The 446-nt window shown below is 48.9% G+C and carries 1 protein-coding gene; it reads left to right on the top strand.

The features are described 5' to 3' along the window. On the top strand, positions 1–446 hold a 446-nt coding region (locus tag ACTHUR_RS20910), incomplete at both ends, for a hemagglutinin repeat-containing protein (RefSeq protein ID WP_440400728.1).

Raw genomic sequence — 446 nt, 5'->3', positions numbered from 1 at the left:
CCTCACGTCAACGGATCTGTCGGCGTCAACAAAACCGATAACGCTTCTTCTACCGCCACAGGCGCGAATGTAGCGGCCGGCAACGATATTAAAATCAATGCCAACAACGGCGACGTCAACCTGCACGGTACCAACTTGGTATCCAACAACTCCATTGAAGTAGAAGGCAACAAAGTCAATACTTCCGGCGCGATCAGCAGCGTTAACGAAAAAAATCTGACCGTCAATGTCAACGGCAGCTACGCTTCAGGCAAACCAAACGGCGGCATCAACGCCAAAGGTAAAAATGACGCCAACGTAACCAATACGGCAAACGTCATCCAAAGCGACAATGTTGTTATTACTACCGGCTCTCCAACCGGTTTGAGCGTCAACAATACGGCCATCAACGGTAATAATGTTGTGCACTACTATGACAACACTAAAGCTTCTGCGGCGAACCGTTA

This window comes from Neisseria sp. P0021.S007 (genome assembly GCF_051956855.1).
Note: the sequence above shows the minus strand (reverse complement) of the source record. Positions and strands in the feature narration are given on the sequence as shown.